Source organism: Bacillus sp. NSP9.1 (assembly GCF_000465465.2).
In the GTDB taxonomy this organism is placed as follows: domain Bacteria; phylum Bacillota; class Bacilli; order Bacillales; family Bacillaceae; genus Bacillus; species Bacillus sonorensis_A.
This window is the reverse complement of record NZ_CP048273.1, coordinates 530,030-554,993: the sequence shown is the minus strand read 5'-3', so window position 1 is coordinate 554,993 and position 24,964 is coordinate 530,030. Positions and strand designations below refer to the sequence as shown.

29 protein-coding genes are annotated in these 24,964 nt (G+C 46.6%); 2 read left to right on the top strand and 27 right to left on the bottom strand.

The genetic code is table 11. The features are described from left to right. Positions 1 to 186: 186 nt before the first annotated feature. The 23 genes from murA to prfA form a co-directional block, all read right to left on the bottom strand. The gene (gene murA / locus M654_RS02740) at positions 187 to 1,497 is read right to left on the bottom strand and encodes a UDP-N-acetylglucosamine 1-carboxyvinyltransferase (protein ID WP_026589078.1); all 1,311 of its coding nucleotides are present in this window, start codon (positions 1,495 to 1,497) and stop codon (positions 187 to 189) included. Between the two features lie 32 nt (positions 1,498 to 1,529). Further along, the gene (locus M654_RS02735; RefSeq protein ID WP_026589079.1) at positions 1,530 to 2,270 is read right to left on the bottom strand and encodes a YwmB family TATA-box binding protein; all 741 of its coding nucleotides are present in this window, start codon (positions 2,268 to 2,270) and stop codon (positions 1,530 to 1,532) included. A 141-nt stretch (positions 2,271 to 2,411) separates the two neighbouring features. Beyond that, positions 2,412 to 2,645 (bottom strand): DUF1146 family protein, encoded by a 234-nt coding sequence (locus M654_RS02730; RefSeq protein ID WP_026589080.1) that lies wholly within the window; start codon positions 2,643 to 2,645, stop codon positions 2,412 to 2,414. Positions 2,646 to 3,032: 387 nt separating this feature from the next. After that, positions 3,033 to 3,428, bottom strand: coding sequence for a F0F1 ATP synthase subunit epsilon (locus tag M654_RS02725; RefSeq protein ID WP_026589081.1), 396 nt, complete (start codon positions 3,426 to 3,428; stop codon positions 3,033 to 3,035). Positions 3,429 to 3,451: 23 nt separating this feature from the next. Next, positions 3,452 to 4,873 (bottom strand): F0F1 ATP synthase subunit beta, encoded by a 1,422-nt coding sequence (atpD, locus tag M654_RS02720; protein ID WP_026589082.1) that lies wholly within the window; start codon positions 4,871 to 4,873, stop codon positions 3,452 to 3,454. 25 nt (positions 4,874 to 4,898) lie between these two features. After that, complete coding sequence (gene atpG, locus M654_RS02715) at positions 4,899 to 5,753, bottom strand: ATP synthase F1 subunit gamma (protein WP_026589083.1); 855 nt, start codon at positions 5,751 to 5,753, stop codon at positions 4,899 to 4,901. An 88-nt stretch (positions 5,754 to 5,841) separates the two neighbouring features. Continuing rightward, entirely contained in the window at positions 5,842 to 7,350 is a 1,509-nt protein-coding gene (gene atpA, locus M654_RS02710; protein ID WP_026589084.1) for a F0F1 ATP synthase subunit alpha, read from the bottom strand. 7 nt (positions 7,351 to 7,357) lie between these two features. Then, positions 7,358 to 7,912 (bottom strand): F0F1 ATP synthase subunit delta, encoded by a 555-nt coding sequence (locus M654_RS02705; protein WP_026589085.1) that lies wholly within the window; start codon positions 7,910 to 7,912, stop codon positions 7,358 to 7,360. Then, the gene (gene atpF / locus M654_RS02700; RefSeq protein WP_026589086.1) at positions 7,909 to 8,427 is read right to left on the bottom strand and encodes a F0F1 ATP synthase subunit B; all 519 of its coding nucleotides are present in this window, start codon (positions 8,425 to 8,427) and stop codon (positions 7,909 to 7,911) included. Before atpF ends, M654_RS02705 begins: the two co-directional genes overlap by 4 nt. A 169-nt stretch (positions 8,428 to 8,596) precedes the next feature. Next, positions 8,597 to 8,809, bottom strand: a complete 213-nt coding sequence (gene atpE, locus M654_RS02695; RefSeq protein ID WP_003186014.1) for a F0F1 ATP synthase subunit C — start codon at positions 8,807 to 8,809, stop codon at positions 8,597 to 8,599. 46 nt (positions 8,810 to 8,855) lie between these two features. Next, positions 8,856 to 9,590 carry a F0F1 ATP synthase subunit A gene (atpB, locus tag M654_RS02690; protein ID WP_026589087.1) on the bottom strand — a complete coding sequence of 245 codons (735 nt, stop codon included), beginning with the start codon at positions 9,588 to 9,590 and terminating at the stop codon, positions 8,856 to 8,858. A gap of 7 nt (positions 9,591 to 9,597) precedes the next feature. Further along, a complete protein-coding gene (locus M654_RS02685; protein ID WP_026589088.1) occupies positions 9,598 to 9,981 on the bottom strand; it encodes an ATP synthase subunit I in 384 nt (127 codons plus the stop codon). 400 nt (positions 9,982 to 10,381) lie between these two features. Beyond that, positions 10,382 to 11,011: a uracil phosphoribosyltransferase gene (upp, locus tag M654_RS02680; RefSeq protein ID WP_026589089.1), complete on the bottom strand. Its 630-nt coding sequence runs from the start codon at positions 11,009 to 11,011 to the stop codon at positions 10,382 to 10,384. A gap of 141 nt (positions 11,012 to 11,152) precedes the next feature. Further along, positions 11,153 to 12,400, bottom strand: a complete 1,248-nt coding sequence (glyA, locus tag M654_RS02675; RefSeq protein ID WP_026589090.1) for a serine hydroxymethyltransferase — start codon at positions 12,398 to 12,400, stop codon at positions 11,153 to 11,155. Between the two features lie 215 nt (positions 12,401 to 12,615). Beyond that, the gene (locus tag M654_RS02670; protein ID WP_026589091.1) at positions 12,616 to 13,158 is read right to left on the bottom strand and encodes a TIGR01440 family protein; all 543 of its coding nucleotides are present in this window, start codon (positions 13,156 to 13,158) and stop codon (positions 12,616 to 12,618) included. Between the two features lie 15 nt (positions 13,159 to 13,173). Continuing rightward, positions 13,174 to 13,623: a ribose 5-phosphate isomerase B gene (gene rpiB / locus M654_RS02665; protein ID WP_026589092.1), complete on the bottom strand. Its 450-nt coding sequence runs from the start codon at positions 13,621 to 13,623 to the stop codon at positions 13,174 to 13,176. A 122-nt stretch (positions 13,624 to 13,745) separates the two neighbouring features. After that, on the bottom strand, positions 13,746 to 14,198 hold the full coding sequence (locus tag M654_RS02660) for a low molecular weight protein arginine phosphatase (protein WP_026589093.1): 453 nt from the start codon (positions 14,196 to 14,198) through the stop codon (positions 13,746 to 13,748). 149 nt (positions 14,199 to 14,347) lie between these two features. After that, a complete protein-coding gene (locus tag M654_RS02655) occupies positions 14,348 to 14,908 on the bottom strand; it encodes a manganese efflux pump MntP (protein WP_026589094.1) in 561 nt (186 codons plus the stop codon). Positions 14,909 to 14,987: 79 nt separating this feature from the next. Beyond that, positions 14,988 to 16,031 carry an L-threonylcarbamoyladenylate synthase gene (locus tag M654_RS02650; RefSeq protein WP_026589095.1) on the bottom strand — a complete coding sequence of 348 codons (1,044 nt, stop codon included), beginning with the start codon at positions 16,029 to 16,031 and terminating at the stop codon, positions 14,988 to 14,990. 154 nt (positions 16,032 to 16,185) lie between these two features. Then, positions 16,186 to 16,632, bottom strand: a complete 447-nt coding sequence (locus tag M654_RS02645; protein WP_026589096.1) for a GNAT family N-acetyltransferase — start codon at positions 16,630 to 16,632, stop codon at positions 16,186 to 16,188. A 311-nt stretch (positions 16,633 to 16,943) separates the two neighbouring features. Then, positions 16,944 to 17,591 carry a stage II sporulation protein R gene (gene spoIIR, locus M654_RS02640; RefSeq protein WP_026589097.1) on the bottom strand — a complete coding sequence of 216 codons (648 nt, stop codon included), beginning with the start codon at positions 17,589 to 17,591 and terminating at the stop codon, positions 16,944 to 16,946. A gap of 150 nt (positions 17,592 to 17,741) precedes the next feature. Beyond that, positions 17,742 to 18,611: a peptide chain release factor N(5)-glutamine methyltransferase gene (gene prmC / locus M654_RS02635; RefSeq protein ID WP_026589098.1), complete on the bottom strand. Its 870-nt coding sequence runs from the start codon at positions 18,609 to 18,611 to the stop codon at positions 17,742 to 17,744. A gap of 1 nt (position 18,612) precedes the next feature. Continuing rightward, positions 18,613 to 19,683, bottom strand: coding sequence for a peptide chain release factor 1 (prfA, locus tag M654_RS02630; protein WP_026589099.1), 1,071 nt, complete (start codon positions 19,681 to 19,683; stop codon positions 18,613 to 18,615). A 122-nt stretch (positions 19,684 to 19,805) separates the two neighbouring features. Here prfA and gloA2 point away from each other — a divergent pair, with 122 nt between their 5' ends. Both gloA2 and racA read left to right on the top strand, forming a co-directional pair. Beyond that, positions 19,806 to 20,189 (top strand): SMU1112c/YaeR family gloxylase I-like metalloprotein, encoded by a 384-nt coding sequence (gene gloA2 / locus M654_RS02625; RefSeq protein ID WP_026589100.1) that lies wholly within the window; start codon positions 19,806 to 19,808, stop codon positions 20,187 to 20,189. A gap of 124 nt (positions 20,190 to 20,313) precedes the next feature. After that, the gene (gene racA, locus M654_RS02620) at positions 20,314 to 20,865 is read left to right on the top strand and encodes a chromosome-anchoring protein RacA (RefSeq protein WP_026589101.1); all 552 of its coding nucleotides are present in this window, start codon (positions 20,314 to 20,316) and stop codon (positions 20,863 to 20,865) included. 49 nt (positions 20,866 to 20,914) lie between these two features. Here racA and M654_RS02615 read toward each other — a convergent pair whose 3' ends face one another. The 4 genes from M654_RS02615 to rpmE all read right to left on the bottom strand — a co-directional run bounded on the left by M654_RS02615 (position 20,915) and on the right by rpmE (position 24,911). Further along, the gene (locus tag M654_RS02615) at positions 20,915 to 21,871 is read right to left on the bottom strand and encodes an AEC family transporter (protein ID WP_026589102.1); all 957 of its coding nucleotides are present in this window, start codon (positions 21,869 to 21,871) and stop codon (positions 20,915 to 20,917) included. A 159-nt stretch (positions 21,872 to 22,030) separates the two neighbouring features. Continuing rightward, positions 22,031 to 23,734 (bottom strand): oxaloacetate-decarboxylating malate dehydrogenase, encoded by a 1,704-nt coding sequence (malS, locus tag M654_RS02610; RefSeq protein ID WP_026589103.1) that lies wholly within the window; start codon positions 23,732 to 23,734, stop codon positions 22,031 to 22,033. Positions 23,735 to 24,045: 311 nt separating this feature from the next. After that, positions 24,046 to 24,630 (bottom strand): thymidine kinase, encoded by a 585-nt coding sequence (locus M654_RS02605; protein WP_026589104.1) that lies wholly within the window; start codon positions 24,628 to 24,630, stop codon positions 24,046 to 24,048. 80 nt (positions 24,631 to 24,710) lie between these two features. Beyond that, the gene (gene rpmE / locus M654_RS02600) at positions 24,711 to 24,911 is read right to left on the bottom strand and encodes a 50S ribosomal protein L31 (protein WP_026589105.1); all 201 of its coding nucleotides are present in this window, start codon (positions 24,909 to 24,911) and stop codon (positions 24,711 to 24,713) included. Positions 24,912 to 24,964: the final 53 nt, after the last annotated feature.

The window sequence follows — 24,964 nt, the reverse complement described above, 5'->3', positions numbered from 1 at the left end:
CCATTTCTGTTTTGTCCCTTTCATTTTATGGGCGCAGACAAGCTATTATGACTGTACTTTTTAACAGAACACATGTATATTTCAAGCTGTTTTTGTGCACAATGATAGATATGAAAGACAACTTGGTATAGAATGCTTGATAAATAAAAAATCAGCATGTCGTATGACATACTGATTTCGTTACGTTTATGCGTTTAAATCTGATACAACTTCTTTGCTTTCAAGGCGGGCTGCTTCTTCATCGTTTACGCGTTCGATATCAGCGCCAAGGCTTGCAAGTTTTTGATGGAAGTTGACATATCCGCGATCCAAGTGCTTTAATTCTGTCACCCTTGTATGACCGTCTGCGACAAGGCCAGCCAAAATCAGAGCTGCACCAGCCCGCAGGTCGGTTGCGGCCACTTCAGCGCCTTGAAGCTGCACAGGACCGTTAATGATGACAGAACGCCCTTCAATTTTAATGTCTCCATTCATACGGCGAAACTCCTCCGCATGCATGAAACGGTTTTCGAATACGGTTTCTGTGATCATGCTGGTTCCATTTGCGCGCATTAAAAGTGCCATCATCTGTGACTGCATATCAGTCGGGAAACCTGGATGAGGCATCGTTTTTAAATCGATCGCTTTTAATTTAGCAGGGCCGATAATCCGCAGACCGTCTGCTTCTTCCAAAATTTGAACGCCCATTTCTTCCATTTTGGCAATTAAAGATGTTAAATGCTCGGGAACAGCCCCTTGCACCAATACGTTCCCTTGGGTAATCGCCGCCGCAACCATAAAAGTTCCCGCCTCAATCCGGTCAGGAATAATGGTATGTTTGGCGCCGTGAAGCGTTTTAACACCTTCAATTTTAATGGTGCCTGTACCGGCACCCCGAATTTTACCGCCCATTGCGTTGATATAATTAGCCAAATCAACGATTTCCGGCTCTTTCGCAACGTTTTCCAGCGTTGTCGTACCTTCCGCCAGAGCCGCTGCCATAATCAAGTTTTCAGTCGCTCCGACACTAGGGAAATCAAGATAAATCTTCGCTCCTTGAAGACGTCCTTCCACAATCGCTTCAATAAAGCCGTTGCCGACCTTGATTTTTGCCCCCATTGCCTCAAAGCCTTTGAGATGCTGATCAATCGGTCTCGAGCCGATCGCACATCCTCCCGGCAGAGCTACTCTTGAATGGCCGGTACGAGCAAGCAGCGGGCCCATCACCAATACAGATGCGCGCATTTTTCGGACATATTCAAACGGAGCCTCAGTTGACAATGTGCGAGATGCATCAACCGTTACTGTATTATTCTCAAAATGTACATCTGCGCCTAGATGACGTAACACTTCGTTAATCGTATATACATCGGAGAGCGTAGGCACATCACATATTACGCTTTTTTCTTCACTGGCTAATAAAGATGCAGCGATAACAGGTAAAACGGCATTTTTTGCTCCTTCAACTTTGACTGTGCCGTTTAACTTTCGACCGCCGCGGACGATGATTTTTTCCAAGGTATTCCCCTCCGCGTCCCAATTTCTCTATATTAATATTCAGTCGTGACGATTGGTGTGCCAACCGTGACGGTAAGTTTTTCGCCCATTCCCGCATTTCTAAGCGAGACTTGCAAGTTCATTTGATGTTTTTCTGTCTGGATGGATTCTTTCCACTCGTTAGTATAGGCAGAAACAGATACGAAATTTGGTTCAATTAAATCTTCAACTGACTTTGCGTTAAATTCATTGACAAGTTCTTTTGCTTTTTTTTGCAAAACAACATTCATCATACCATTTAAATAGCCCTTTAGACAAGTAAAAATTGCGGTCTTTTCTCGCATTATGTCGAATGCATTCCGTTCAAACTGCTTATATGTATGATTCCAGTTTTCCCGTGATCCCGCGCCTTTTTGCTCATATAATAAATACGAAACTAGTCTTTGTTTTGTGTGGGTAGCCGTCAAATATATTTTCGATCTGATTCGGTTTTTCCTGTCGGTATGAATACCTGTCGCTTTTAATGTGTTGCTTTCTTTTGTTACAGTCCATTCATACTGTCGATATTGTTGTTTGAAATGTTTCACTTTTGCAAAAAAATCATCTTCAGTCAAAGACAGCTGTTTTTTGGTGTGAAGCGTCCATTCTTCAAGCACAACGTCATGGCGGTTTAAACCTTCCGCCAGCTGCTCAAGCGTCGAATTCCCCGCCGCTTGAAGCGATTGAAATACATGAACCATCAGAAATAAAACCATAATAAAAATGAGGGCATAAACCGTTTGTTTTTTCTTCATTTTCCATCATCCTCTCCTACTCTCCATTGTTGACGGATCGCAGGAAAAGCATACGTGGAAAAACAAGGTCAACCCGCACGAATTGCGGACGACCAGGCTCAAGGTTTAGCCCGCATTTTGTCCATTCCTAAAAAGTTCGGATTAGGAAAATAAATTTTGCAGCTGTCTGGAATAATAAAGATAATCCAAGAAAAAGTTGCTGACAGTGGAGCCGATGGCTATCGTAATCAGGATCATGAACAGCCTTGCCTGAATGATTTTCCCTTTCCTGATGAGCGGATCGATGTTGACCGAAAGAAGAGCCCACCATGTCAGCGCAATAAAAACAAGATGAACGAAAATACTGACAGCAGCCTGTTGTCCAATCCCTTCCATTATCGGTGACGCCTCCTTGTGTTGAGGGCCGGGTGAAATCGTCCGGCACATCCTAGTCTCTTCTGCTTAAGGATAAGGAATCATGCTGATCATTTCAAATCATTTTACCAATTTTCATGTTTGATGTTAATACGGTGGTGCATAGTACTTTTTTCCACAGATGTAGTGATCCCCTATTGCCTGAGGTGTTTGTTTTAGGAGTGAATAGATTCAGTGGATGCATCTCACTTCCTCATTTGCTGGAAGAGAAAATAGCTTACTATTTTGATTATAGAGAGATTCGAACCAAAAAGATGAACAATTTGTGAACTTTTTTCAACATTTATTCTGGCTTCCTGAGCAAAAAAAGGACCCGTCCCACACTTCAATATGGGAAGGGTCCGGATTTTATTTTGCTACTTCCAACCGATTAATCGCGCGTTTTAAAGCTAGCTCTGCCCGAAGAATGTCAACATCTGGAGATTGTTTTTGCAAGCGTTCCTCGGCACGCCGTTTTGCAGCCAAGGCACGTTCTTTATCAATGTGTTCAGATGTTTCTGCCGTCTGGGCCAGAATGGTGACATGGTCAGGGCGAACTTCCACTATCCCTCCGCTGACGGCAACCAGCTCAGTTTGACCGTCTTTTTTAAGACGGACTGCAGCAATTTTTAGCGGAGCAACCGTCGGAATATGGCCGGGCAAAATACCAAGCTCACCGCTCTCTGCTCGAACGCTTACCATTTCGATATCCGCATCGTACACTGGGCCGTCGGGAGTAACGATATTGACTTTTAAGGTCTTCATGCTTTTACCCTCCTAGGACCAGATTAGACTTCTACACCCATTTCTTTCGCTTTTTCGACAACTTCTTCAATTCGGCCGACAAGACGGAAAGCGTCCTCTGGAAGGTGATCATACTTACCTTCAAGGATTTCTTTAAAGCCTTTTACCGTTTCCTTGACAGGAACGTAAGAACCTTTTTGGCCCGTAAACTGTTCAGCTACGTGGAAGTTTTGCGAAAGGAAGAATTGTACGCGGCGCGCACGGCTTACGACAAGTTTATCCTCGTCTGAAAGCTCATCCATTCCGAGAATCGCGATGATATCCTGAAGCTCTTTATAGCGCTGCAAAATTTGCTGTACGCTTCGAGCCACTTCATAATGTTCTTCTCCGACGATTTCAGGAGCAAGCGCACGGGAAGTCGAAGCCAACGGGTCAACCGCTGGATAAATCCCCATTTCTGACAGCTTACGCTCGAGGTTTGTCGTCGCATCCAAGTGAGCGAACGTTGTAGCCGGAGCCGGGTCAGTATAGTCATCCGCAGGAACGTAAATCGCCTGAATCGATGTAACAGATCCGACATTTGTTGATGTAATCCGTTCCTGAAGCTGACCCATTTCTGTCGCCAGTGTCGGCTGATAACCAACCGCTGACGGCATGCGGCCAAGCAGGGCGGATACTTCAGAACCGGCTTGAGTGAACCGGAAGATATTATCGATAAAGAACAATACGTCCTGGCCTTCTTTATCACGGAAATGCTCAGCCATTGTAAGACCTGTCAGCGCGACACGCATCCGCGCGCCAGGCGGCTCGTTCATCTGTCCGAATACCATCGCTGTTTTCCCGATAACACCGGAATCTTTCATTTCATAGTAAAGGTCATTACCTTCACGCGTACGCTCTCCAACACCCGCGAACACTGAGATACCGCCGTGCTCTTGAGCGATGTTGTTAATAAGCTCCTGAATCAATACGGTTTTACCAACTCCCGCACCTCCAAAAAGACCGATCTTTCCGCCTTTAATATATGGTGCAAGCAAGTCGACAACTTTGATACCCGTTTCCAAAATCTCGACTTCTGTTGACAGCTGGTCAAATTTAGGAGCCTCTCTATGAATCGGATCCTTCGGAGTATCAGGCGCCATCGGCTCATCCAAATCAATCTTTTCTCCGAGTACGTTAAACACGCGTCCGAGTGTTGCGTTTCCGACTGGAACAGAGATCGGCTCTCCCAGATCGATGGCTTCCATCCCGCGGGTCACACCATCTGTAGAAGCCATTGCAATCGTCCGAACGGAATCATCACCCAAATGAAGCGCAACTTCAAGGGTGAGCTCGATATCTACTTCATTTTCGTTCTGCGCTTTATGTGAAACTTTAATCGCATTATAAATCTCAGGTAAGTGACCGTCTTCAAAACGAACGTCTACGACCGGTCCCAATACTTGGCTAACGCGTCCTTTTTTCATCTTTATCCCTCCTGACAAACTTTTTCTATTCTAAGGCAGCAGCACCGCCGACAATTTCCGTGATTTCCTGTGTGATCGCGGCCTGACGGGCACGGTTGTATGACAGTTCAAGATCAGCGATAAGCTCCTTCGCATTGTCGGTCGCATTTTTCATCGCCGTCATTCTTGCGGCATGCTCACTCGCTTTACTGTCAAGAATCGCACCAAAAATCAAGCTTTCAGCGTATTGAGGAAGGAGCACTTCCAAAATCTCTTCTTCGTCCGGTTCAAATTCAAACGACGTCCTTTTCTTGTTTGGCGCAATATCTGTTAAAGGCAGCAGCTTCTTCTCTGTTACCTCCTGAGAGATGGCGCTGACATAGTGATTGTAGAACATATAAAGTTCATCAAAGGTTTCGTCGATAAACATTTGTACCGTGCTGTTCGCCAAATCCCTGATTTCCGGAAATGTAACTTCATCCTTGACCCCTGTCGTTTCAGAGATGACGGGGATTCCGCGTTTTTTAAAGAAATCGCGTCCCATCCTGCCGATGGCGATGACGGCATACTCATCTTTTGACTGATGGTGCTCCTGAATCCTTTGGTACACTTTGCGAAGAACGTTTGCATTAAAAGCTCCTGCCAAGCCCCTGTCAGATGTAATGACCAGATAGCCGGTCCGCTTCACAGGACGGCTGGTCATCATCGGATGCGTCCCGGAGTAGCCAAGCGCAATGTCCGCAACGACTTCCTGCATTTTCTCCATGTAAGGAACGAACGATTTTGCATTGTTCTCAGCCCGGTTCAGCTTTGAAGCGGAAACCATTTGCTGGGCTTTGGTGATTTGACTCGTCTTTTTATTTGAAGTAATCCTGGATTTAATATCCCGTAATGAGGCCAAAAGGTTTCACCACCTTTTTGTTTTCAAATTCGCTTCGAAATACGTGAAAAAGAGAGAAAAAGACACTCTTTTTCTCACCTTTTATTGTTTAATTGCTTGGTGCAAACGTGCGTTTAAAGCCTTCGATTGCAGCCTTCATGTCCTCGTCTGCAGGAAGGTTGCCTGACTGTGCGATTGAATCGAGAAGGTCTTTATGGTTTTGGTCAAGGTACATAAAGAACTCTTCTTCAAAGCGTCTGATGTCCTCAACAGGAATATCATCAAGGAATCCTCTCGTGAGGGCATAAAGAATCGCAACCTGCTTTTCAACGCGAAGCGGTTTATGCAGATCCTGCTTCAGAACTTCAACTGTACGGGCTCCGCGGTTCAGCTTCGCCTGTGTCGCTTTATCCAAATCCGATCCGAACTGTGCGAATGCTTCCAGCTCGCGGTATGAAGCCAGATCAAGACGAAGCGTACCTGATACTTTCTTCATCGCTTTGATCTGCGCAGATCCTCCGACACGGGATACAGACAATCCTGGGTTGACCGCCGGACGCACGCCTGAGAAGAACAGATCAGACTGCAGGAAGATTTGACCGTCCGTGATCGAGATGACGTTTGTCGGAATGTACGCCGAAATGTCGCCCGCTTGCGTTTCTACGAACGGCAATGCCGTTAAAGAGCCTCCGCCTTTGGCGTCGCTCAGTTTTGCGGCGCGTTCAAGCAGACGGGAGTGAAGATAGAATACATCTCCAGGGAATGCTTCACGGCCTGGAGGGCGGCGAAGAAGCAAGGACAGTTCACGATATGCCGTAGCCTGTTTTGAAAGGTCATCATATACAACCAAAACATGTTTTCCGTTGTACATGAATTCTTCTCCCATCGAAACCCCTGCATATGGCGCAAGATACAATAAAGGAGCAGGCTGTGAAGCGGAAGCCGTCACAACGATCGTATAGTCAAGGGCGCCGTGTTTGCGAAGCGTTTCAACAACACCGCGGACCGTTGATTCTTTCTGACCGATCGCAACATAAATACAAATCATGTCCTGATCTTTTTGATTCAGGATCGTGTCGATCGCAATCGACGTTTTCCCCGTTTGACGGTCGCCGATGATCAGCTCACGCTGGCCGCGGCCGATCGGAATCAAGGCATCGATCGGTTTAATTCCCGTTTGCAGCGGCTCGTGAACGGATTTACGATCCATAACCCCAGGTGCCGGACTTTCGATCGGACGGGTTTTGCTTGTTAATACAGGGCCGAGTCCGTCGACAGGCTGGCCGAGCGGATTGACAACGCGTCCAAGCAGCTCTTCTCCGACGGGAACTTCCATGATCCGGCCCGTTCTTTTTACTTCATCGCCTTCGCGGATGTCTTTGAAAGGCCCTAAAATAACGATACCCACGTTTGATTCTTCCAGGTTTTGGGCAAGGCCCAGAACACCGTTTGAAAATTCAACAAGCTCACCTGCCATACAGTTATCAAGGCCGTGTACGCGTGCGATACCGTCACCAACCTGAATCACCGTACCTACGTCGTGAACTTCTATTTCAGACTGATAATTTTCAATTTGCTGTTTAATAAGAGTGCTAATTTCTTCAGCTTTGATGCTCACTTAGGTTTCACCCCTTCTTTCGATTTTCACCCGCTAATTGACGCTCGATCCGGGCAAGCTTTCCGCTTACACTGCCGTCAAATATGCGGTTTCCAATGCGGATTTTCACTCCGCCTATCAAATCCGGGTTCACTTCATTTCTGACGCGCAATGAAGCGGCTCCGGCTTTCTTTGCAAACACTTCAGAAAAAGAGGCAATCTCCTCTTCACTGAGCGGTTTTACAGAATACACGATGGCATCTTCCGTCTGGCGTGAACGGTTTGCCATTTTAACATACTCATCCGCGAGTTCGGGGATGATCTTCGTCCGCGCCCGGTCGACCAGAAGATAAAGTGTATGCAGCACTGCAGTCGAGACAGACCCGAATGCACCTTTTAAAACCTGCTTTTTCTTTTCCGTCGGCACTTTCGGATGACTCAGCACCGCATTCAGTTCTTTATGATCGATAAAGATTTTCCTGATGACAGTCAGCTCTTCTTCTATTTCATCGACCAGCTTGGATTCAAGCGCAATGTCAAACAGAGCGGCTGCGTATCGTTTTGAGACAGCTGATTCACTCATCGGCTTTCTCCTACTTCTTTAAGGTAATCCTGGATCAATTTTTCCTGGGCTTGTTCGTCCAGTTCTTTTTCGATCACTTTTGAAGCGATCATGACAGAAAGTGAAGCGACCTGCTCGCGCAGCGCGCTGACGGCCTGATCTCTTTCCTTGACGATCTCGCTTCTTGCAGATTCTTTCATACGTTCCGCTTCCTGACGCGCAGCCTTGATGATTTCTTCTTTTTGCTGTTCACCCAACTTTTTCGCATTTTCAATCAGCGAATGGGATTCTTCGCGTGCTTCTTTCAAAAGCGCCTGCTGCTCTTCAATGAGCTTTTTCGCTTCTTCATTCTTTTTCTCGGCAGAGGAGATTTCCCCTGTGATGTAGTCTTCACGTTCTTTCATTATATTTAACAGCGGTCCTAAAGCGTATTTCTTCAAGAGCGCTAATAAAATCAACATGGCAACAAGCTGGAACAGCATCGTTCCCGCGTTAAAACCGACTCCTGCTCCCAAAACCTGTGGAATAAAAGACATCGAATACGCCAACTCCCTTCTTGCAGATTATCTATCCGGGACCGGCAGCACACTTCCCTCTAAAGCAGACGGGGGCACTTCCGGCCATTATGACAGTTCAAGCAATCATAAAGCAATGGCGAAGGCCTCTTGCAGTGATCTTCGCCATTTACCAGTTTTATATTCGCTTTTAGCTGAAGAACGCTAAGAACGCAATTACAACAGCGATAATCGGAAGGGCCTCAACCAACGCAACCCCGATGAACATAAGGGTTCTCAATTCTTTTCCAGCCTCAGGCTGACGAGCGATTCCTTCCACCGTACGGGATACGATCAATCCGTTACCAATACCTGCACCAAGTGCACCTAATCCAATTGCGATTGCAGCTGCTATTAAACTCATGAAAAAGTTCCTCCTTTAATTGTTATCCATTTGGATATGTCTTTTTTTAATGATCATGACTCACTTTGTGGGACATGTAAACCATTGTCAGCATTGTGAAAATGAATGCCTGGATTGTACCTACGAACAGGCTGAACGCCTGCCATACCATCATCGGCACAATCGCACCTACGGTTCCCACAAGCCCCAGGAAAATGTTTTGAGAATAGAAGTTTGTGGCCAGTCCGGCAAGCAGACCAAGCAAAATTTCGCCGGCGAAAATATTACCGTAAAGACGCAATCCCAATGTCAATGTGTTCGCAAACTCTTCTATTATTTTAAGCGGCACCAGATATGGAATCGGTCTGAAGAAATCTTTGGTATACTCCCCCAACCCTTTTCTTTTCACTCCGTAATAGTGAGTGAGGGCCACAACCATGACGGCGAGAGTTAATGTAACCGCCGGATCGGCTGTCGGGGATTTCCACCATAATTCATGGCCTACTGTAATGGAGAACGGCAGGCCGAGCATATTTGCGACAAATATGTACATCAAGAGCGTCACGCCAAGAGCGAGAAAATCTCTGCCAACCTTAAGGTCCATTGTGCTGCCGATAATATTGCGAACAAAATCGACAATCCATTCCATAAAATTCTGGGCTTTCGTCGGACGGATCGCGAGTGTTCTTGTGGTCAGCACCGCTATCAGAAAGACGATGACACATGTCACAGTAATCATTAGAATACTTGTTAAATCAAAATTGAGGCCTAAAAATTCTACAATTCTAGATTCGTGATTCAAAGGGTCTTCACCTCTCTTCCATTGATGAACGTTTTAGCTGGATAAAGGAATCTATCATAATGACAGGGTAAATTGTCATCAACCCCACAATGACGCCTGCCAAATGAATATATTCAGGAAATTTATAAGCAATGGCCGCCGCGATGATGGCATTGCACAATCTGGAGGCAGTCCCGAGAGAGCGGATCATCTTGCCTTTCGCCACCGCTTTGTCAAAGGCCTGCATTCTTCTCGTCAGCAGCCAGAGATTGAGATAGCTGAAAACAGTGCCGGTAATCAAGCCTAAAAAAACCGCCTGATATGGCAAAAATCCGTAGCCTAACACGCAGACTGCCAAAATATACAGCATATATTTTTGTTGCCTACGGAATGAAAGACTCGCATCGGTCATCAAATACTCTCCTGATGTAAAAAATTTGAAATCTATCTTACAATTACGGTAAACTAGGCGGCTTGACCAGTTCACAGAACAATGTGTTCTGCTCAAGACTTCACACATCCCGAAACACGCGGGATGTTTTCCGTCTTTCGCCTGCCAACATGGGGTTTTCAAAGGATTTTAACAGAGGACTGGTCATTATGATAACCGCTATGAAAACCTTATCATAATAGCCTATTTTAGCATACAATAGCCCCCTTTAGGTGTCAATCTGTTTAAAGTTAAAAAACTATTCATAATCAGGAAGCTTCTCACAAAATGTTCACAATTATGCCTTATTTAAGACACGCACATGTTTAATTATGGAATAAATCACAAAAAAAGAAAACCCTTTTCAAGGATTTTCTTTTGATTATTTCGTGCCGAACATCCGGTCACCGGCATCACCCAAACCGGGAACGATATATCCCTTTTCATTTAGTTTTTCATCTAATGCTGCGATGTAAATGTCAACGTCCGGATGGTGCTTCTGAACTTCGTCAACGCCTTCCGGAGCGGCAATCAGGCACATGAAACGGATATTCCTCGCACCGCGCTTCTTCAAGCTGTTCAGCGCCTCAACCGCCGAACCCCCTGTTGCCAGCATCGGATCGACAACGATAAATTCGCGTTCTTCCACATCGGACGGCAGCTTGACATAGTACTCAACAGGCTTCAGTGTTTCAGGATCACGGTAAAGTCCGACATGGCCGACTTTTGCCGCAGGGATCAGCTTCAAAATGCCGTCCACCATGCCAAGCCCTGCTCTGAGAATCGGAACGACCCCCAGTTTTTTACCGGCGATCACGCTTGATTTCGCCATTTGAACAGGCGTTTCCACATCGACTTCCATAAGCGGAAGATCGCGCGTGATTTCAAAAGCCATCAGCGTTGCAACCTCGTCGACAAGCTCCCTGAACTCCTTCGTTCCGGTCTTTACGTCCCTGATATATGTAAGCTTATGCTGTATAAGAGGGTGGTCAAACACATACACTTTTCCCATATCCGGTTTCAGCTCCTTTTAGACGGTCTTTTTTTCACACTTCTATTGATTCTACATAAAATCTCAACAGGTTTCAACAAAAATCCCGCTACAAATTAATGACAAAAAACCGCTCCCTTCAGAGGAGCGGCCTGGTTTATCTTAGTAATCCAATTCAGTATATAGAGGGAATCGGTCTGTCAAAGCTTCTACGCGCTGTTTCGCTTCTTCAAGCTTCGCCTGATCTTCATGGTTTTTCAGAGCAAGCGCGATGATCGCTCCTACTTCTTCGATCGCTTCCAGATCAAAGCCCCGGCTTGTGACCGCCGCTGTACCAACGCGGATTCCGCTTGTTACGAACGGTTTTTCCGGATCATACGGAATCGCGTTTTTGTTGACGGTGATTCCGACTTCGTCAAGTACATTTTCGGCGATTTTTCCAGTGATGCCGAGAGAGCGCAAATCAACAAGTACAAGGTGGTTGTCTGTTCCGCCTGAGACAAGCTGAATGCCTTCTTTAGCCAGCGTTTCAGCCAGGCGTTTCGCGTTGTCGATCACGTTTTGTGCATATGTCTTGAACTCGTCTTTTAAAGCTTCACCGAAGGAAACAGCTTTTGCCGCGATGACGTGCATCAGCGGGCCTCCTTGAATACCCGGGAAGATCGATTTATCGATTTTCTTCGCAAACTCTTCACGGCAAAGAATCATACCGCCGCGCGGTCCGCGCAGAGTTTTATGGGTAGTCGTTGTCACAAAGTCAGAATAAGGAACAGGATTCGGGTGAAGACCTGCAGCCACAAGACCGGCGATATGCGCCATGTCGACCATCACATACGCGCCGACTTCGTCAGCGATTTCACGGAACTTTTTAAAATCGATTGTGCGCGGGTATGCGCTCGCTCCGGCTACGATGAGCTTCGGCTTATGTTTAAGCGCTTTTTCGCGGACATCTTCATAGTCGATATATTGCGTTTCTCTATCAACGCCGTATTCCACAAAGTTGTATTGAACACCGCTGAAGTTAACAGGGCTTCCGTGCGTCAAATGTCCGCCGTGGGCAAGGTTCATTCCCAGCACGGTGTCTCCGTGCTCCAAAATGGTGAAATACACGGCCATGTTCGCTTGCGCACCGGAATGAGGCTGAACATTCACATGCTCTGCGCCGAAAATTTGCTTTGCACGGTCTCTTGCGATGTCCTCGGCGACATCTACATATTCGCAGCCGCCATAGTAGCGTTTTCCGGGATAACCTTCTGCATATTTATTTGTTAAGACGGAGCCTTGCGCTTCCATCACAGCTTCGCTTACAAAGTTTTCGGAAGCAATCAGCTCAATCTTCGACTGTTGACGTTTCCGCTCATCTTGAATGGCGCGAAAAACTTGTTCATCTTGCGCAGGTAAATGTTTCATCAGCGAGATCCTCTCCTATCTGTTTCCATTTCGTTAATTATACCATCTCATTGTACACGGTTTTTCATGCAAATGTAAGGGATTATTTTTAAAAATCGTTTTTTATTTTTACCAAATCCGAATATTAAAAGATTAATCGATTCGTATTATTCGATATATCACTTTTTGAAAATATTATTTCAAAAAAGAAAAAGCCGGATTGCCGGCTTTCTCCTTTAATCTGCTTCATACACGGCCCGCACTCCGCCAATCAATTTTGGCCTTGTTCGCGCAAGCGTCACATGCGCCTCGCCGAGCTGCTTCTCCGAGACGCGGACGGGAACGGCCACAGGCTTTAAATGCATGCCGATGAACGTGTCTCCTATATCGATCCCCGCGTCAGCCTCTATTTGTTCAACGAGCACCGGAGCCTTCATATGTTTATAAGCATATGAAGCCATCGAGCCTCCCGCTTTCGGAACAGGTACGGCAAAAACAATCGGCAGGCGATGGGCGGCGGCGGTCTCTTCTTCAACGACCAATGCCCTGTTCAAATGTTCACAGCACTGAAAAGCGAGCACCGCGCCCGTTTTTTTCTTTAGCTCTTCAAGGCCATTGTAAATCACCCTAGCGATGTCCTCGCTTCCGGAAGTGCCGATATGTCTGCCGGCCACCTCGCTTGTGCTGCATCCGATGACGACTATTTGGCCGTCATGCAAACCCGCTTCTTGATGAAACTCTTCCAACATAGAACGCCACGTCTGTTCAAGATTTTTCATGATACATGACTTCCTTTATTCATGTGTGTTTTCATAGTCGGCGATTTTCCCGATGCGAACGGCATGGCGCCCCGCCGAAAACTCCGTCGTCAGCCAAACCTTCGCAATCTCGCGGGCCAATCCCGGTCCGATCACCCTTTCACCCATCGCCAAAACATTTGCGTCATTGTGCTCTCTCGTCATTTTCGCACTGAACACATCGTGCACAAGAGCGCAGCGAATCCCTTTCACTTTATTGGCTGAAATGCTCATGCCGATTCCGGTTCCGCAAATTAGAATGCCTCTGTCCGCTTCCCCGTTTGCGACTTTTTGCGCGACCGGAAAAGCATAGTCCGGATAATCCACAGATCCTGAACCGCATTCACACCCTAAATCTTCATATTCAATGTTCAATTCGTCCATTAAAGAGATAATTTCCTGTCTGATGTTGACTCCGCCGTGATCTGAAGCAATGATTACTTTCATGGAATGACTCCTCCTTGTATTGTGTGTCGCCAAGAGTCTTTTTGATAGCATCTCTGACTACTTTTTCAGGTTAAGTCTATTGTACCCGCTGCCGCTTCGATTGCAACCGCTTCAGCAGCTTTCTACTGTTCTCCTGCGGACAGCTTTTCCGCCAGTTTTTTCAATAACCCCTCTAGTTCATCCCTTGTTTTTTGATAGTCGCTGAGCGAGCCGCCAAACGGATCGGCGATATCGCCGGTTTCCCCTTTTATATACTCCTTCAGCGTGAAGATTTTATCTTTGCTCCCGGAATATTCCTGCCTTGCCAAAAGCTTATGCTGCTCTGTCATCGTCAGCACAAGATCAGCCCATTCGACCTTTTCCCGCGACAGCCTAGCCGATGAATGGTTCAGGGCGATATTCTTTTCAAACAGGGCTTCGACTGCATATAAAGAAGCTTTTCCGTTTTCAGGAGCAAACAGTCCGGCAGATTTGACGGAGACGTCCAGGTTTTTTTGGGAAGCCGCAGATTTAAAGAGCGCTTCAGCCATCGGACTGCGGCATGTGTTCCCTGTACAGACAAATAAAATATTCAATGTCGTTCACTCCTTTCTTTTATTATAAAGGATTTGCCCGAAAAATAATAAAATCCGCTTCAGAAATCAAAAAGAGGGGATACCCCCTCTTTTTTTCCGTGTTTTCATTATTCTATGGCATCACGAAAGACACCTTGCACATCTCCGACTTAAATGGGCAGGATCAGTTTCAGCCCAAAACTAAGTAAAATCGCGCCGCCAAGCGCTTCGCTGTAAGCACCGAGCCATGATTGAACTTTTTTTCCGAGCATAAGCCCCGCCCATGTTAAAACCATGCTGAACAACCCAAACAAGCAAATGGTTAAAAACGGTTTTGACCCGTAGAGTCCGAGGCTGAGGCCGACCGAAAAGCTGTCAAGACTGACGCCGACGGCAAAAATGAATAAGCCGAAACCTTGCGGAGACATCATCTGCCCCCCGTCTTTATGAAAGGAGGCAGCAATCATCTGAATGCCGAGCACCAATAAAAGCGCTCCGCCGATATATCCCGCAAGCACACCTAGCGCATCGGACAGAAACTGCCCTGCAATCATTCCGCCAAGCGGCATAATGACATGAAACAGCCCAATGATCACGCCTATTTGGAAAATTTGACTTCTTCTCAGCTTGGCCATCCCCATTCCAAGTCCCACTGAAAAAGCATCCATGCCAAGTGCAAAGGCCATGATACTCAGCGTCAGGATTTCGCCGATCAACACGTCTACATTCATGAGATTCCCCCTTGGACAAAGCCAGCTTTTCTAGCTTATGCACGTCCAAAGCGGGATAGAACAGTTTAGAAAGGGCTTCTTACACCTCGATCACGCGATGTCCCGCCGCTTTTAGCAGTCGATTCATCACCGCTCGTCCCACGCCTTCCTCAGGAAAAGACTCCGCGAAAATGTAATCGAGTTTTTTTTCATCGAAGCTTCGGAGAGCATCATACAGACCGGCAGCAACGGTTTCCAAGCGGTCTCTTCTGCCGCAGATGCGGACGGCATCCGCCCGGTAAGCGCCTGCCCGTTCTTCTGTGGTGAGAACCCCGACCTTCATTCCGTCTTTCTGATATTGCCCGATCAGCCGCTGGATCTCTTCCGAAGTGCCGTTTACGATCGCAAGCGGTGCTTCCGGAGCATAATGAGTGTACTTCATCCCGGGAGACAATGGTGCCTTTTCTTCATCTGTGATCCCCTGATCAATGAGTACGGTGCCGGCCGCGGCTTCGAGCTGTTCTTTTGTTACACCGCCCGGTCTTAAAATAACCGGAATGTCTCCTGTACAGGACACGACGGTTGATTCCACCCCTACACCGGTGGGCCCGCCGTCGACAATCCCCGCAATCCGTCCGTTCAAATCGTGGATGACATGCGCGGCTTTCGTCGGACTCGGTTTGCCGGATACATTCGCACTCGGAGCAGCGACAGGAACGCCCGCTTCTTTAATCAACGCAAGCGCCACCGGATGATCGGGCATTCTGACCGCCACCGTGTCAAGCCCTGCTGTCACCCTTGTGGATAACACGCCTTGTTTGCATGGCAAAACGAGCGTCAGCGGACCAGGCCAAAAACGCTCCATAAGGGCTGAAGCCTGAGAAGAATCCACCTCTGCAAATTCTTCAAGCTGCTGGATATCCGCAATGTGGACAATAAGGGGATTGTCGCTCGGACGCCCTTTTGCTTCATATATTTTAGCGACAGCCTCGGTGCTTTTCGCGTTTGCGCCAAGCCCGTAAACGGTCTCCGTCGGAAAAGCGACCGTTTCATTCTGCTGGAGCAGCCGGGCAGCTTGTGTAATTTGTGGATAGTTTGTGGACAAATCCCCTTTTGCATCCACAGTCCATAACATTGTATTCATCAACATCAAAACTCCCTTAACAAAACACTAAAAACGTTAAAAATACATGTAAATCCTGTTGAAAGTATAAAAGATGAGAGAAAAGAAAACAAGCGTTGTCCACATTTTGTGGATAACGCTTTTGAAAACGTGGATATCTCTGTGTATAAATCAATTAAGAAATCGGCGTTTTCACCATTAAAACGGCTCCATTTACTTTGAGTGAATCTGAGATGTGTTCCGATTGACAAAGTTCTTCCGGGACGACTTCTGCTTGCTTGAATCCCATGACTTCAAGAAAATCCATCGATTTTCGATTGTTAGCGACTAAATATAATGTATGAATCCCCCGTTTTTCACACAACACCTGCATGCCCTGAAACAGAGAGACGATATGGCCTTGATTGAGCTTGTCAGATACGACGAGCGAACGCAAAAGCCCTTTTTCATTTTCCATTTCCTCCATCCCAAGGCAGGCGACGATTTTATTTGGAGGATTCTCCATCATAATAAACTGACTTTTCTTTTCGTCAATTCCTTTATGGCTTGTCCCAGCTTCTCTTAAAAACGCTTCAATGGCATGTATGTCTTTTGCTTCCGCTAACCTCAATTGGTAGAACATCTTTTCACCCCGTTTTTAGCTTCTCTCTTCAATCTATGAGGGCGACAGTAAAATATACCTTTTGATTTGGAAGAAACCCGGCTACCCCTATTTCCATTTCGATTAGCAGAACCATCGGAATATCCACATCAAGATATCCGCTGTTGTTCATATTTTTCTAGCATTCGTTCATACGCTTCTGTCGCGTCTTACAAATGGTGCTACCCGCCGTTTTGGAAAATTATATCATATTGCACACACATGAATAACCACCCGCCAAACCTATTAAAACATCGGATGACGAGCAGCATTGCAAATACCCGCTTGGCCGCTCATGAGAACAGTCCTGTAAACCATTCTACGAGAAAGAATTTCACTTCTTTGTCTTCTTCTTTTTGTTCGTCTGAAGAAGCGACTTCATCGGTTTCAGCTGGTTTTTCCTTTGTCTGCTCGTCTTCTTCAGGCGATTGAACGGCTTCCCCGTTCGAAAAGTCCAAAAAGCAAAGCGGCGGAAACAGAACACACCACCAATTGGCTCCCTCTCCATCTCCCAATGTAATCAACACAGCCTCATATTCTCCAGCTGGATACACCATGTTTCCGTAAAGCTTTGTCGGGAAGGAGACTTTGTCAAAACGGACGGCTACGGACTGTTCGGCATTCTCCCGTTTCATGACATCGTTTGCGATGTCTTTAATTTCAGGGAGTTTTGATCGAATCACTTGTCTCGCTTGCTGAATTGAAGTCAGATCTTCCACCCAGTTTGTGATTTCTTGATTGACCTCGTCTCTGATTTGCCGTTTGAGGTTTTGGTCGCTCTCGCTGTCGCTGTTCGCCAAGATCCGCAAGCGAATCGCTTCATCCGGAATAACCGCCGGCTCACCGTTGGACGATTTAGCCGTCTCCTCTGTCGTCAGGTTGGCAATCGCGCCTATCATTAACAGAAATATATATAAACAAGCCATAGATGATTTCTTCATTTTTCCCACCGTTCCTCTCCGTTCTTCATCCTTTTCTAGCCACATTATGGTCAAAGACGAAACGGTTTAAACGGATTCATGCAAAAAAATCTATTAAGCTTTTAATCTAAACGGATAAACAAAAAGAACAGCCTGAAACCCAGGCTGTTCTTACCGGCCGCCGTATTCGACAACTGCGGAGACGATGCGGTCTTTTCCATTCAGATCCTTCTTGACCTGAACCTCCGCTTGCGGAAAAAACTGATGGAACATATCCCGGACGGCGTTCCCTTGAGACCAGCCGATTTCGAACACAATCAGCGCTTTATCCGCCATCACCTCTGGCAGCTCCTTCATAAAACGATGATAAAACCGCAAGCCGTCAGCTCCGTCCGTCAAGGCGCCGACAGGCTCGTTTAGCCGGACAACTTCAGACAGCGTCCGCATTTCTTCTTCTGATATATAAGGAGGATTCGAAACAATAACATCGGCTTTTTTGTTTTGCGCAATCAGCGGTTTCAGCAAATCACCGCTGATGAAATCCACTTTCGCTCCAAGCCTGTCTGCATTATTCGCCGCTGTTTTCAACGCTTGTTCAGAAATATCTGTGGCCGTAACGGAAAACCGCTCACTCTCAAGCGCAAGAGTGACGGCGATCGCTCCGCTCCCCGTCCCGACATCGACCGCTTCAAGGCTGTTCTTTCCGGGAAAGACGTCATTCGCCATGACCAGGACGGTTTCCACGACTTCTTCGGTTTCAGGGCGCGGAATCAGCACATGTTCATTAACCGAAAATTCCCGTCCGTAAAACCATTCCTTTCCTGTGATATATTGAACAGGAACACCGGAATGATGCCGCTCAACAGAGTTTTTAAATGCTTGAAAATCGGTGTCGGACATCGGATCATGGAAGCTTGCCAACAGCTTGCTCCGTTCGATTTTAAGCTGGTTCATCAGCAAGATTTCAGCGGCGTTTCGGTCTCTTCCCGCTTCGGCTAAATAAGAAGAAGCCCAGTGAAGGGCTTCGAAAATCGTTTTCATTTTAGCTCTCCGCCTGCTGAAGCTTGCTTGCCTGATCTTCGACAATCAGCGCGTCAATGACCTCGTCAAGCTTGCCCTCAAGTATTTGGTCGAGCTTTTGGATCGTTAAGCCGATCCGGTGATCTGTCACGCGGTTTTGCGGAAAGTTATACGTCCGGATTCGTTCAGAGCGGTCACCTGTACCGACGGCTGATTTCCGGTTTTGATCATATTCAGCCTGTGCTTCCTGCTGAAACTTATCATAAATCCTCGCCCGCAAAACCTTCATGGCTTTTTCTTTGTTTTTAATCTGCGATTTCTCATCCTGGCATGACACGACAACACCTGTCGGAAGGTGAGTCAGACGTACGGCGGACATCGTCGTGTTGACGCTTTGCCCCCCCGGACCGCTTGAGGCGAACGTATCGACGCGAATATCTTTCTCATGGATGTCGATTTCGACTTCTTCGGCTTCAGGAAGACAGGCGACCGTCGCCGTCGACGTATGGATGCGCCCGCCTGATTCCGTCTCAGGCACGCGCTGCACGCGGTGCGCACCGTTCTCGTATTTCATCCTTGAATATGCACCGTTTCCAGTGATCATAAAAATGATCTCTTTATAGCCGCCCGTACCCGTTGTACTGGCTTCCATCACTTCTGTTTTCCAGCCCTGCAGCTCAGCATAGCGGCTGTACATCCGGTAAAGGTTTCCGGCGAACAAAGCCGCCTCTTCACCGCCGGCAGCCCCGCGGATTTCCATAATGACGTTTTTATCGTCGTTCGGATCTTTTGGTATCAGCAAGATCTTCAGCTGCTCTGTCAGCGACTCGATTTCTTCCTGCAGTTCAGAAATCTCCTCTTTGACCATTTCGCGCATATCGGCATCAAGCTTTTCATCCAGCATCGCCTTTGCATCATTCAACTGCTCCGAAGCGCTCCGGTAACGTCTATATACTTCAACTGTTTCCTGTATATCAGATTGCTCTTTGGAATATTCTCTGAGCTTTTTCGGATCGTTTACCACCTCAGGATCACTTAAAAGCTCATTTAATTTTTCGTACCGATCTTCTATCGATTTTAAACGGTCTAACACGGTCTTCACCTCTGTTTGCTGTGCGTAACATTCTAATTATAGTATAGGGACTGTTCCCAGTCAAAACAACTTGAGAGATGGCGCTTTTTGGTATACTTTTAAGAAAAAAGGAGTCTGCCGCCATGCTTGAAGCGATCCACCACATTGCGATCATCTGTTCAGATTATAAAGCATCCAAAACATTCTATGTCGACAAGCTCGGCCTTGAGATCATCTCCGAAACCTACAGGGAAGACCGGGATTCGTATAAACTCGATCTCTCGCTTCACGGCCGCTACGTCATTGAGCTGTTTTCGTTCCCAAACCCGCCGAAGCGCGTCACAAGGCCGGAAGCAGCCGGCCTCCGCCATTTGGCTTTTAAAGTTAACAACCTGGAGCAAACCGTCGGCAAGCTTCAGGAAAAAGGCATCCGGCTGGAGCCGGTTCGCATCGATCCCGGCAGCGGAAAACGCTTTACCTTTTTCTTTGATCCCGACGGCCTGCCTTTGGAGCTGTATGAAGGATAGCCTGGAGAAATATCGCTTTCTTTGGCGAATCCCTTCTTCTTTTGTCTAACAGGAAGGAAGCTTTTGATCCGGGTCGAATATCCCTTTTACATGATCTGATAATCGTTAAAAGGAGGTAGCTAAAATGAATACAACTGATGCAGCAAACAAGCTCGGCGTCTCCACTAAAACGGTGCAGCGCTGGGTGAAGCAGCTGCAATTGCCCGCTTCCCGGAACGAACTCGGCCACTACTTTTTCACAGATGACGACTTCGCCATTTTAAAAGAAGTCAAGGAACAGCTGCAAAACGGAACACCTATAAAAGAGGTCACGGTTGAACGGCAGAAAAAAGCCTATGTGATCAAGAAAAACGAAACGGTTCAACCGAAAGCGCCGGACCATTTGAACGCATGGATTGAGAAAAGAGTGCAGCAGCTGCTGCACCATGAACAGCTGGAACGCGAGCTGCTTCAGAAAAAAATTGCCGATCTGGAAAGGAAGCTCGAACAAAAAGCGGACGAAGTCGTCTCCTACCAGCTCCTTCAGCAAAGACGCGAACTGGAAGAAGAACGGCAGCAAATTAAACACCTTGAGCAAAAAATCAGCGAGTTGGAAAGCAGAAAAAGCGACACAGAGTCAACGGTCAGAAGGGAAGAAAAACCGAAAAGAAAATTTAAATCGATCTTTTCTTTTTAAATGAAAAAAGCTTGCAAGGTGCACGAATGAGCACTTGCAAGCTTTTTTTCTATGCGGTGATGGCAATTAATATCGGCAGTGTCACGATGGACAGCACCGCACTGATGACAAACGCAGACGCCGTTTCCGCTTCCTGGCTTTCAAAGTTCGTAGCGATCATGGCCGCCACTGCAGAGCCTGGGAAGGCAACAAGCAGAACCGCTATTGTCAAGTCGGCAGAAGACAGGCCGACCGCCATGGCGATCACAAACATTAATGCTGGCTGTGCCGCAACCTTGAGAAGGGCGATGCTTAAAGCCGGCATGCTGAATTTGATTTGGCGGATTCCGACGGTCACCCCGACCGCGAAAAGAGCGATTCCAGATGTCGTGTTACCAATCATATCAAGCATTTTCTGCGGAAGTTCAGGGATTTGCAAACCGAATAGCACAAGGATAATACTTGCGAGCGGCGCAAAAGCAAGCGGCTCAGACAAGCCGTGTAAAATGGATTTTCCCGTTACTTTCCACAGGCTGTCGCTGTTTTCGGATTCCTTTTTAGATGAGCGGCCGACAGTACCTACAATGATGGCCAAAGGATCGAGCATCGCATTGACGACGATTCCTGTAATCGCAATCGGAATCGCAATTTCCTGGGCACCGAACAAGCTTCCGAGCACCGGAATCCCCATAAACGCAAAAGTCGGCTGTGCAGAGTTTAATGAAAACATGGATGCATTTGTTAGATCGTATTTAAATAAAAATCTTAAAAGAAGTAAAATAATAACGTAAAACCCTACAATTCCGAGAATCAACGATACCATTAGCGGAATTTGACTATAAAACTTATCCTTGGGTGTTGACAAGATGCTGGACACAAAGTGAGCCGGAAGCGCGTATTTTGTAACGAGTGTGCTTACCCCTTTTGCTGATTTAGCATCATAACTACCAAAATGACCTGCAAACCATCCCAGCGCAATAACAAAAAATATTGGCGCAAGGAGGATTAAAATATTTAAAAAGCTCAAAGCTGTTTCCTCCTCTATGTCGTCCTATTTTCAGGACATAATAACGGCGGCTTTGACGGATCGTTCAAATCAAGCCGCCGATCCCAAAATTCCGGTTAGTGACGGCCGCCTCTGAGTGCGGCCACAGACGTTTTTTTATTATTTTCCCAGTCTTCAAGATTAGTCGCGTTTTGCGACAACGGTTTGGTATTCCGGACGCCACATCGCTTCACGCACCGCTTTTTCGACATCATCCGGCTGAACGCGGGCGACACCGTCTTTAATCGCTGCTTTGACTACATCAATTGCGACTTGTACAGACACGGCTTGAAGATCATCGATTTTCGGAAGGAGCCCTGCACCCGGCTGATCATGGTCAACCATATCGGCAACCGCGTTTGCAGAGGCAGCAAACATTCCGTTTGTGATCACTTTTGCTTGTGAAACGATTGTGCCAAGTCCCAATCCCGGGAAGACGAAAGCGTTGTTGGATTGTCCGATTTCATGCTCTACTCCATTGTAGACAACAGGTTCGAACGGACTTCCCGTCGCGACTAAGGCTTTTCCATCCGTCCATTTAAACAAGTCTTCAGGGACGGCTTCAGCTAATGTAGTCGGGTTGGACATCGGTAAAATAACCGGGCGTTCCGTGTGAGCCGCCATCTCTTTGACGATTTCTTCTGTAAAGGCGCCGGAGACACCTGATGTTCCGATTAAAATAGAAGGTTTCACTTGGCGGACGACTTCTTCGAAAGAAATCTCCCCTTTTTCATTGCGGTTCCAGTCTTTCACTTCTTCTGTACCGCGCAGATAAGGTGTTTGGAAATCGAGAATATTTTCCATGCCTTCCATCAGCAAACCTCTGTAATCGACTGTCCAGAACGCTTTGTTTGCTTCTTCTTCAGACAGCCCTTCAAGAACCATCGTGTCGCGGATTTGATCGGCGATGCCAATTCCCGCTGAACCAGGGCCGAAGATAACGACGCGGTGATCTTTTAACGATGTTCCTGTCTTTTTAACAGCTGCTAAAATCGCCGCAAGCGTGATCGCTCCTGTTCCTTGGATATCATCATTAAACGTTGCAATTTTATGGTTATATTTACCCATAATGTTACGGGCGTTTTTATTCCCAAAATCCTCCCAGTGAAGAAGCGCTTTAGGGAAATATTTCAATGCCGTCTCAACATAAGCGTCGATGAATGCATCATAGCGCTCGCCTTGAACACGAGGATGACGGTTTCCGATGTAAAGCGGATCATTCAGAAGCTTTTCATTGTTTGTTCCGACATCCAGGACAACCGGAATCACGCGGCTTGGGTCAATGCCTGCTGCGGCCGTATAAACTGCCAGCTTTCCAATCGCGATGTTGATGCCCCCGACACCCCAGTCACCGATTCCCAGAATGCTTTCGGAATCGGTAGCAACGATCAGATCAATGTCGTCTGCTGATGCCTGGAGATTTTGAAACGCTGTTTCGATTCCCGCGATATCATCAATAGATAAGTAGATCCCATGCGGTCTGCGGTACTCGTGGCTGTATTCCTGAATCGCTTCACCGACAGTCGGCGTGTAAACAACAGGAAGCATTTCACGAAGATGATTTTGCAGCAATTTATAAAAAAGCACTTCGTTTCTGTTTTGCAGATCGTTTAAATATACGTTTTGACGAAGACGGTCAGGCTGGGCGGAAAATTGTTCATATGCACGTTCTGCCTGCTGATCGAGGCTTAAAACGGTCGGCGGCAGAAGCCCTTCAAGTCCGAGATTCTTTCTCTCTTCAAGAGAAAATGCCACCCCTTTATTTAAAGCAGGAATCGATAAAACATCTTTTCCTCTTAAAGAAGTTTCCAGATATCCTTCCTTCGTTTTTTTCATGTTATTCACACTAATTACCTTCTTTCTAAAATGTTAATAAGGTGAAATAATTACGATTAATGATGAAACATTGTTTTCTTTCTTTTAACTTTGTCAAATATGTACGCGCGTTTTTGACAAAAATCTGAACAATACCCAAAACCTATTTACATTTTTTCTGACTACAGTAAGTCATTTTATGCCTGCTCTTGCCAAAATTCAAGCAATGAAAATTAGATAATTTTTTCGTATCCTTAATTAAGTTTTTTAATTACAATTATTTCCACAAAAAGAATCCAATAAAAAAAACACTTGTTTTTACCAAGTGTTTTTGCTTCATTTTATTCAGGTTTTCCAGGCACCTCATGGTGATGACGGCAGCGTGCTTCATACGTTTCTGATGCGCCTACCAAAATGACCGGATCATCATATGAGGCCGGTTTTCCGTTGATCAGCCTCTGCGTCCGGCTGGCCGGGGAACCGCAGACAGAACATACCGCTTGCAGCTTGGTCACCGTTTCCGCTAAAGCCATCAGATCCGGAACGACGCCGAACGGTTCCCCGCGAAAATCCTGGTCAAGCCCTGCGGCAATGACCCGATATCCCTGATCAGCCAGAGCGGTTAGCGTGCGGACGATCGTTTCGTCAAAAAACTGCACTTCATCAACGCCGATCACATCCGTGTTAACGCTTATGTACTGATAAATTTCAGCCGGAGATGTGATCGCATGGCACACAATGGATGTCCCATTATGGGATACGACAGAATCATTGCTGTAACGATTATCTATGGCCGGCTTAAACACTTTGACTTCCTGTTTGGCGAATGTCGCCCTTTTCACCCGGCGGATCAGCTCTTCCGATTTTCCCGAAAACATGCTCCCGCATATGAGTTCAAGCCAGCCGCTTTGCTTCATGACGTACATCATCTATAACCCCTCTCCAGCAATTGATTGCATGTAAAAAACAGGCAAGAACGATTCCTGCCTGTTTATCATATCTATTATTACTTAAGACCGTATTTTTTGTTAAAGCGATCAACACGACCATCAGCAGAAGCGAATTTTTGGCGTCCAGTGTAGAACGGATGGCATTCAGAGCAAATCTCAACGCGTACCTCTTCTTTGACTGAGCCTGTTTCAAATTCGTTTCCACAAGCGCATTTGACTGTTGCTTTTTTGAACTCAGGATGAATTCCTGTTTTCATGTCTGTCATCTCCTTCCGCCCTGAATCCGTTTCGGAAACAGAGTTATTATTCC